The organism is Nocardia sp. NPDC057440 (genome assembly GCF_042802915.1).
In the GTDB taxonomy this organism is placed as follows: Bacteria; Actinomycetota; Actinomycetes; order Mycobacteriales; family Mycobacteriaceae; genus Nocardia.
The window spans coordinates 261,692-271,493 of record NZ_JBHVDF010000012.1; the positions used below are offsets into that span (position 1 = coordinate 261,692).

The following is a 9,802-nucleotide window of genomic DNA, read 5'->3' on the forward strand; positions in this document are numbered from 1 at the left end:
TCGGAATGCCGCGCCGGATGCCGCGTCGCTGGCGTTGCGGTATGTGGTGTTCGGTGGCGAGGCGCTGGAGCTGCGGCGGTTGTCGGATTGGGTTGCCCGCCACGGTGATTCGTCGCCTGTGCTGGTCAACATGTATGGCATCACCGAGACGACGGTGCACGTGTCCTACCGTGCGCTGGACGCGGCGACCATCGCCGCCGCCTCCGGCAGTCTCGTTGGTCGCGCTATTGCGGGCTTGAGTGTGTATGTGCTCGATAACCGGTTGCGGCCGGTTCCGGTCGGTGTCGCGGGTGAAATGTATGTCGCGGGTCCGCAATTGGCTCGTGGTTACCTCGGTCGTCCGGATCTGACTACGGCGCGGTTCGTGGCGAACCCGCTCGCCGATGCGGATTCCGCGGGTTCGCGCCTGTACCGCTCGGGTGACCTGGCGCGTTGGAATCGCAATGGCGAGCTGGAGTATCTGGGTCGCGCTGATGATCAGGTGAAGGTCCGCGGTTTCCGTATCGAGCTGGGTGAGATCGAGTCCGCGGTGCTGGCGCAGCCGGGTATCGCGCAGGCGGCGGTTATCGTGCGTGAGGATCAGCCGGGCGACCAGCGGATCGTGGCCTACGTCGTCGCTGAGGACTCCACACCGGATGTCGAGGTGATCCGTGACGCGGCAGCTCAGCTGCTGCCGTCGTACATGGTGCCCGCGTCGTTCGTGGTGCTGGAACGGATTCCGTTGACGGTCAACGGCAAGCTGGACCGGCGCGCGCTGCCCGCTCCCGAGGTGCGGGCCAAGGCGTTCCGCGCGCCGGTCACTCCGGTCGAGGAAATCGTGGCCGCGGTGTTCGCCGAGGTGCTCGACCTGGATCGGGTCGGCGTGGACGACGATTTCTTCGATCTCGGCGGCAACTCGCTGATCGCGACCAGGGTGGTGTCGCGCATCGGGGCAGCGCTCGGGACGACGGTTCCGGTGCGGGCGCTGTTCGAGGCCCCGTCGGTGGAAGCACTCGCCGCGCGCGTGGGAACCAGGGTCGACCCGGTTCGCCGCGCGGAACTCGTCGCTGGTCCGCGGCCGGAGCAGATTCCGCTGTCGCTGGCCCAGCAACGGATGTGGTTCCTCAACCGGTTCGACAGCCAGACCGCGATCAACAACATCCCGCTCGCGGTCCGCTTGACCGGCGCCCTCGACGTCGACGCGCTGCGCCGCGCGGTCGCCGACGTGGTGGACCGGCACGAGGTGCTGCGCACCGTGTACCCGGAGACCACCGACGGCCAGGGCGTCCAGGTCGTGCTGTCGCCCGGAGCGCACCAGCCCGACCTGACCGCGGTCGAGGTGACCGAGGCCGAGATCGGTGGTCGCATTCGTGAGCTGGTGTCGGCCGGATTCGACGTCACGACCGAAGTTCCGGTGCGCGCCAGGCTGTTCCGCATCGCCGGTTCGATGGACGGCTCGCAACCCGACACCCATGTCCTTGTCTTCGTTGTGCACCACATCTCGGGCGACGGCTGGTCGGTGGGTCCGCTGGCCCGCGACGTGATGATCGCCTACGCGGCGCGGTCGCGCGGCGAGGCTCCCGGCTGGGCGCCGCTGCCGGTGCAGTACGCCGATTTCACGCTGTGGCAGCGGGAAACGCTCGGCTCCGAAGACGATGCGGCGTCGTTGATCTCGCAGCAGGTCGAGTTCTGGTCCAAGAGTCTGGCCGGCCTGCCCGATCAGCTGGATCTGCCGTCGGACCGTTCCCGTCCGGCCGTCGCGTCGAACCGCGGTGGCTTGTACGAGTTCACCCTCGACGCGCAGTTGCTGCACGGGCTGAACACGCTGGCCCGGACACAGGGTGCGAGCTTGTTCATGGTGGTGCACGCGGCCTTCGCGGCATTGCTCGCGCGCCTGTCCGGCAGCGACGACATCGCCGTCGGCACCGCGATCGCGGGCCGTGGCGAGGCCGTGCTCGATGACGCGATCGGTATGTTCGTCAACACGCTGGTGCTGCGCACGCTGGTCGACGGAGCCGAGTCGTTCGCCGATCTGACGGCGCGTACCAGGGAAACCGATCTGGCCGCCTTCAGCCATGCGGACCTGCCGTTCGAGCGGCTGGTCGAAATCCTTCGACCGGTTCGCTCGCAGGCACGTCATCCGCTGTTCCAGGTCATGCTGTCGTTCCAGAACACCGGGCAGGCGTCCTTCGAGCTGCCCGGTCTCGAGGTCGCCGGTGTCCCGCTCGAGGTGGTCACCGCCAAGTGGGATCTGCACCTGAACCTGACCGATCGTTTCGATTCGGACGGCTCCGCCGACGGCATGACCGCGGAGTTCGCCTACGCGACGGACATGTTCGATGCGCACACCATCGCAAGCGTGGCGCGGCGACTGGTCAGCCTGCTGAACGCGGTGGTTGCCGATCCGGACGTCCCGGTCGGTGACATCGACCTCCTGGACGCGCCCGAGCGCACCCAGGTGATCGAGCGTTGGAACGACACGGAATACGACGTCGTCACGTCGTTGGGTGAGAGTGCGACGGGCTCCGCGGCGGGGACGCTGGTGTCGATGTTCCAGGCGCAGGCCGCCAGGACCCCGAAGGCGACCGCGCTGACGTTCGAGGGGACGAGTCTGTCCTATGCCGAGTTCTCCGCTCGGGTGAATCGACTTGCCCGGCACTTGATCTCGCTGGGCGTCGGACCGGACACGATCGTCGCGCTCGGTATGCGCCGTTCCATCGAACTGGTGGTCGGCATGTACGCGGTGAGCGTCGCGGGCGGCGCCTATCTGCCGCTGGACCCGGATCATCCGGCCGACCGCACCAATTACGTGCTCGAGACCGCCGATCCGGTCTGCGTGCTGACGACCGCCCGGGACAGCGTCGACGCCGGGACCAGGATGTCGATCGAGATCGATGGATTCGATCTGTCGGCCTACTCGGATGCCGCGGTGACCGATGCCGAACGGCGAGCACCGTTGCGCCCGTCCAACATCGCGTACGTGATATTCACCTCCGGTTCGACCGGTCGCCCGAAGGGCGTGGCCGTGTCGCACGCCGCGATCGTCAACCGGTTGGTGTGGATGCAGGACGAGTACGGCCTCGATCGCGGCGATGTGGTGCTGCAGAAGACGCCCGCGACCTTCGACGTGTCGGTATGGGAATTCTTCTGGCCGTTGCAGGTCGGTGCACGACTTGTCGTCGCCAAGCCCGACGGTCACCGAGATCCGGTGTACCTGGCCCGGGTGATCGCCGAGGAACACGTCAGCACCGTGCACTTCGTGCCGTCGATGCTGTCGGTATTCGTGGAGGACGACCGCGCGGTCGATTGCGTGGACCTGCGCAACGTCTTCACCTCCGGTGAGGCGCTGCCCGCGGTGACCGCGCAGCGGTTGCGTGAGCTGACCGGCGTCTGGCTGCACAACCTCTATGGCCCGACCGAGGCCGCCGTCGACGTGACCTTCCATGAGGTCACCGATGCCGACACCGTGTCGGTGCCGATCGGCGCTCCGGTGTTCAACACCCAGGTGTACGTGCTGGATTCGCGTCTGCACCCGGTTCCGGTGGGTGTCGCCGGTGAGCTGTATCTCGCGGGCGAGCAGTTGGCACGAGGTTATCTGGGGCGTCCCGGCCTGACCTCGGACCGATTTGTGGCCAACCCGTTCGACGCTGACGGCGCCCGCATGTACCGCACCGGTGACCTGGTCACCTGGACCGCGAACGGTGAGCTCGACTACCTGGGGCGCACCGACTTCCAGGTGAAGCTGCGTGGTCTGCGCATCGAACTCGGCGAGATCGAGGCCGCGCTCACCGCTCAGGAGCCGATCGCACAGGCGGTCGTCGTCGTGCGCTCCGATCACCGGCTCGGCGACCAGCTCGTCGCGTATGTGATCGCCGCCGTTGGTCGGAACATCGACATCGACGGGGTGCGGACCGAACTGGCCGACGCACTGCCCACATACATGGTGCCTGCGGCGTTCGTGGTGCTCAGCGAGTTCCCGCTCAATGCATCCGGCAAGCTGGACCGCAAGGCGTTGCCCGCTCCGGTGTTCGAGGCGAAGGTGTTCCGCGCCCCGACCACGCCGATCGAGGAGATCGTCGCACGGACCTTCATGGACGTGCTCGGCGTCACCCGGGTCGGCTTGGACGACAACTTCTTCGAACTCGGCGGCAACTCCTTGCTGGCGACCCAGGTGACAGCGCGCCTCGGCGCGGCGCTGGACACCAAGCTGGCGGTCCGTGATCTGTTCGATGCCTCGACGGTGTTCGAACTGGCTGCCCGGGTCGAACGCAACGCCGGATCCGGCAGGGCCCGGTCACGGCTCGTCGCGGGCGAACGGCCGGAACGTGTTCCGCTCTCGTTGGCCCAGCAGCGGTACTGGTTCCTCAACCAGTTCGACACCAGTACCTCCGCGGTGGACAACATTCCGCTCGCGGTCCGCTTGTCGGGTGCACTCGATGTGGCCGCGCTCAGCCAGGCGATCGGTGATGTGCTCGCCCGCCACGAGTTGCTGCGCACCACCTACCCGCGCTCGGCCGATGGTCCGCACCAGGTGATTCACCCGGTGGCGGGGACCGTGCCCGCGCTCGTCCCGGTCGAGGTGGCCGAGGCGGATCTGGTGCACAAGGTGATCGAGTTCGCCCTCACCACCTTCGATGTCACCGTCGAGGTGCCGCTGTCGGTGGTGCTGTTCCGCGTCATCCCGGATGGGCCCGCGACGGAATCCGACACCGTCGAGCATGTGGTCGCGTTCTCCGTGTACCACATCGCCGCCGATGGGGCGTCCATGGGGCCGCTGGCCCGCGATGTGATGGCGGCCTACTTCGCCCGGGCGAACGGCGAGGTCCCGCAGTGGGAGCCGCTGCCCGTGCAGTTCGCCGATTTCGCGCTGTGGCAGCGGGCGGTGCTCGGTTCCGAGGACGATCCGGACTCGCTCATCTCCACCCAGATCCGGTACTGGTCGCGCGAACTCGCTGGTCTGCCCGACGAATTAGTGCTGCCGTCGGACCGGCCGCGCCCGCCAGCGCAGTCGTTCCAAGGCAAGGCGTTCCGGTTCGAGATCTCGCCGGATCGGCACGTGCGCTTGCAGGAGCTGGCGCGGGCAGGCAATGCGTCGTTGTTCATGGTGGTGCACGCGGCGTTGGCGGTATTGCTCGCGCGGTTGTCCGGGACCGACGACATTGCGGTGGGTACCCCGATCGCGGGTCGTGGTGAGCGTGAGCTCGACGATCTGATCGGTATGTTCGTCAACACCTTGGTGTTCCGCACCAACGTCGACGGTGGTGCGCGATTCAGCGATCTGCTCGCGGATGTGCGGGAGCGCGATCTGGAGGCGTTCGCGCACGCCGATGTGCCGTTCGAGCGGTTGGTCGAGGTGCTCAATCCGGTGCGTTCGACCGCCCGCAATCCGCTGTTCCAGGTGGGCCTGGCGTTCCAGAATCTGGCCGAGGCGACATTCGAACTTCCCGGGTTGACTGTCAGTGCGGTCGATTTCGAGTTGCAGCTGGCCAAGTTCGATTTGCAGCTGACCATGCACGAGACCCAGGACGATGCGGGTGAGCCTGCTGGTATTTCGGCTGAGTTCACGTATGCGCTCGATCTGTTCGATGAGCGTACGGTTGCGGCGTTCGCCCAGCGTCTGGATCTGATCTTCGCGGCGGTCATCGCTGATCCCACCGTGTCGGTCGGCGATATTCCGCTGCTCGATGAGCGGGAAACCGAACTGTCCCTGCGGGAGTGGAACGGCACCGAGCGCGACCTCGGCACGGCGACCACTGTGGTCGATGTGTTTGCGGCGCAGGTGCGTGCGACGCCGAACGCGGTGGCGATCGTGGACCCGGCGGATGGTGTGTCGCTGACCTACGCGGAATTCGCTGGTCGGGTGCACCGGCTGGCGCGCAGGTTGGTCGAGCTGGGTGTCGGCCCGGAAACGCTGGTCGGGCTCGGCCTGCGGCGTTCGGTGGATCTGGTCGTCGCGGCGTACGCGGTCCATGAGGCGGGCGGCGGGTATGTGCCGCTGGACTTGGACCAGCCCGCCGAGCGGATCAACTATGTGCTCGAGTCGGCGGCGCCGATGTGTGTGCTGACCACCTCGCGCGATGGGTTCGATGGTGGTGCGCTGCCGACGCTGTCCATCGATGAGCTGGATCTGTCCGGGTATTCGGACGCGCCGATCGCGGAGACCGAGCGAGTCGCGGTGTTGCGGCCGCAGCACCCTGCCTACGTCATCTTCACCTCGGGATCGACAGGACGGCCGAAGGGTGTGGCGGTGCCGCACGCCGCTGTGGTGAATCAGATCCGCTGGATCACCGGCGAATACGGTATCGGTGCCGACGACGTCGTGCTGTTCAAGACCCCGGCGACCTTCGATGTGTCGGTGTGGGAGCTGTTCGGCCCGCTGAGCACGGGTGGCCGGATCGTTGTTGCGAGCCCGGACGGTCATCGCGACCCGGCGTATCTGGCCGATGTGATCGCCGCACAGCGGGTCACTATGACCTCGTTCGTGCCGTCGATGCTGACTGTGTTTGCGGGCAGTGTCGAGGCCGCCGGTGTCGGTGCGGCGTCGTTGGCGTCGTTGCGGGTGCTGTTTGTCGCCGGTGAGGCTTTCACCGCGGACGCGGTCGCCGCCATTCGCCGGGTCAGCTCGGCGGCACTGTACAACCTGTACGGTCCAACGGAATTCACCGTGCACGCGACGCATGGCCCGGTGGCCGCGGGGGTCGTGGGTGCTGTTCCGATCGGTCTGCCGGTGTGGAACGCGCAGGCATACGTGCTCGATGGGCGACTGCATCCGGTGCCGCCGGGTGTCGGGGGTGAGCTGTATCTGGCGGGTGCCCAGCTGGCCCGTGGTTACTTCGGCCGGGCCGACCTGACTGCGGATCGTTTCGTGGCCGACCCGTTCGGCGCTCCTGGCGCGCGGATGTACCGCACCGGCGACCTGGTCACTCGGGACAACACCGGCGCCATCGAGTACCTGGGCCGCACCGACTTCCAGGTGAAGCTGCGCGGTCTGCGCATCGAGCTCGGCGAGGTCGAAACCGCGCTCACTACGTTCGATTCTGTGGCCCAATCGGTCGCCATGGTGCGCTCGGACGCGCGCACCGGCGATCACCTGGTCGGCTATGTCGTGCCTGCCGTAGGCGCGGTGATCGAGGTCGAGCAGCTGCGCGCGCACCTTGCGAGGGTGCTGCCGTCGTACATGGTGCCTTCGGCGTTCGTCGTGCTGGATGCGCTGCCGTTGAGCGTCAACGGCAAGCTGGATCGAAAGGCATTGCCGGAGCCGGAGTTCGAGTCGCGGGCGTTCCGTGCTCCGTCGACGCTGATCGAGGAGATCGTCGCGGGTGTGTTCGCGGATGTGCTCGGGATCGAGCGTGTCGGCGTCGATGACGACTTCTTCGCTCTCGGCGGCAACTCCCTGATCGCCACCCAAGTCACCGCACGCCTCGGCGAGGCGTTGAATACGGGTGTCCCGGTGCGGTTGTTGTTCGAAGCGCCGACTGTGGGCGCTCTTGCGGTTCGGGTCGAGCAGCAGGCGGGCACCGTCGGACGGGTGCCGTTGGTGGCGGGTCCGCGGCCGGAGCGTATTCCGTTGTCGTTGGCGCAGCAGCGGATGTGGTTCCTGAACCGTTTCGATGCGGGGTCGGCGGCTTACAACATTCCGATCGCGGTGCGGTTGACCGGTGCGCTGGATGTGCAGGCACTGCGTGCCGCGATCGCGGACCTGGTGGGCAGGCACGAGGTCCTGCGCACCGTGTATCCGGCGGCTGACGGTGACCCGGCGCAGGTGATCCTGCCGCCGACCGCGGCGAACCTGTCGCTCGAGGTGCGGTCCATCGCACCCGCGGACATCGAATCCGCTGTGGTGGAATTGATTTCGATGCCGTTCGACGTCACCGGCGAGGTGCCGGTGCGTGTCGCGCTGTTCGAGATCGAGGATGCCGGATCAACTCCCGAACATGTGATCGCCATGGTGGTGCACCACATCGCCGGTGACGGCTCGTCGGTCGGGCCGCTGGTGCGGGATCTGATGACCGCCTATGTCTCGAGGTCGACGGGGGAGGCGCCGAACTGGTCGCCGCTCTCGGTGCAGTACGCCGACTTCAGCATCTGGCAGCGCGAACTGCTCGGCCGCGAGGACGATCCGAATTCGTTGATGTCCAGCCAGGTGGCCTACTGGCGGACGGCTCTGGCGGATCTGCCCGAACAGTTGGATCTGCCCACCGATCGGCCGCGACCGGCGACACAGTCGTTCGCGGGCGGCACCGTGCGGGTCGGCATCGACGCCGATGTCCATCGCGGTTTGGTCGAGGTGGCCCAGTCCGAGGGCGCGACCTTGTTCATGGTCGTGCACACAGCACTCGCGGTGCTGCTCGCGCGGTTGTCCGGGACCGACGACATTGCGATCGGTACGCCGATAGCGGGTCGTGGCGAGGCCGCGCTGAACGATCTGATCGGCACGTTCATCAACACGCTGGTGTTCCGCAGCCAGGTGCATCCCGGTGAAGCGTTCACCGAGCTGCTCGAGCGTCAGCGCGATCGGGACATCCAGGCGTTCGCCAACGCGGATGTGCCGTTCGAGCGGCTGGTCGAGGTGCTCAACCCGGCGCGGTCGACGGCGCGGCATCCGCTCTTCCAGGTGGGTCTTTCTTTCCAGAACCTTGGCTTGACCAAGTTGGAGTTGCCAGGACTGACGGTTTCGGGGGTCGAGTACGACAGCGGAATCTCGCAGTTCGACCTGCATCTGATCCTCACCGACACCTACGACGAGTCGGGGACGCCCGCGGGCATGGCCGGCGTGTTCACCTACGCCACAGATCTGTTCGACCGCGACACCGTCGAGGGGTTCGCGGATCGTTTCCTGCGTCTGCTCGGCGCGGTCATCGCCGCACCGCGGACCGCGGTGGGTGATCTGGAACTGCTCGCGCACACGGAGCGGGAACGCACCCTCGCCGACTGGAACGACACTGCGCACGAGCTGGCGCCGGAGTTGTTGCTCGACGGTTATCGGCGGACCGCCGCGGCGCATCCGGATGCGGTCGCGGTGTCCTATGAGGGCACGGAGCTGACCTACCGGGAATTCGATGAGCGTGTGAACAAGCTTGCGCGCCTGCTGATTTCGCAGGGCGTCGGCGCGGAATCGTTGGTCGGTCTTGCGGTTCGGCGTTCGCTCGATCTGGTTGTCGGAATGTATGCGATCGTGACCGCAGGCGGTGCGTATGTGCCGTTGGATCCGGATCACCCTGCCGAGCGCATCGAGCACATCCTGGATACGGCACAGCCCGCCTGCGTGTTGACCACTACGGCGGACCAGGTTCCGGTGCCGAAGGGCGAGGTGGTCTTCCTCGATACCGCCGACCTCGACGTGTACTCGGGCGAGCCGGTCGGCGCGGAGGAACTGCTGCGGCCGGTGTCGCAGGCGAATCCCGCGTATGTGATCTTCACGTCGGGTTCCACCGGTCGGCCCAAGGGTGTCGCGGTTTCGCACGCGGCGATCAACAACCAGATCGAGTGGATGCTCGCGGAGTACCCGCTGGGTCCGGATGATGTGTATCTGCAGAAGACCGCGACGACGTTCGACGTGTCGCTGTGGGGCTACTTCATGCCGCTGCGCGCCGGGGCGAAACTGGTCGTCGCCACCCACGACGGCCACCGGGACCCGGCCTACGTCGCGGAAATGATCGCGACCCATCGGGTCACCGTCACCGACTTCGTGCCCTCGATGCTGTCGGTCTTCGCGGCACAGTCGGCGGCGGGTTCGTACCCGACCTTGCGGGATGTGTTCGTCATCGGTGAAGCACTGCCGCCGGAAACGGTGACAGCGTGGATCGCCGTGTCGGACGCGGCG

1 protein-coding gene (only partly in view) is annotated in these 9,802 nt (G+C 66.9%); it reads left to right on the forward strand.

Annotated features, from left to right (window positions below):
* The coding region annotated (locus ACFU4Z_RS24685; protein WP_379066887.1) for a non-ribosomal peptide synthase/polyketide synthase crosses the window boundary (this coding region is incomplete at its 3' end): on the forward strand, window positions 1-9,802 show 9,802 of its 36,030 nt. Its footprint begins 26,228 nt before the window's first position.